At 58.7% G+C, this 271-nt stretch carries 1 protein-coding gene; it reads left to right on the top strand.

The features are described from left to right. Positions 1 to 271, top strand: a 271-nt coding sequence (locus tag ACX6XY_RS30300) for a hypothetical protein (protein WP_460337897.1), incomplete at both ends; no start/stop codon positions are given.

Genomic DNA, 271 nt, shown 5'->3' on the forward strand with positions numbered 1-271 from the left:
GGGCGATGCTTTCTGAGCTCGATTTTTCGCCGGACTCGCGCATTTATATGGTGGTGGTGATGCTCAGCCTGCAGCCCGATCCGCTGACCGCGCGACTGGTGGTTGCCGCGCTGCTGAGTCATTGTCGTGAACAGCTGGTCGGGCTGGAGATGCGCGTCAGCCGCAGCCGGGATCTGTTTCTCGCCGTCCAGGACTACCTTGAGGAAAATCTCAGTCTACCGCTGACGCGGGAATCGGTAGCCAAACGTTTTCACATCACGCCCAACTATCT

Source organism: Streptomyces sp. O3 (assembly GCF_054788135.1).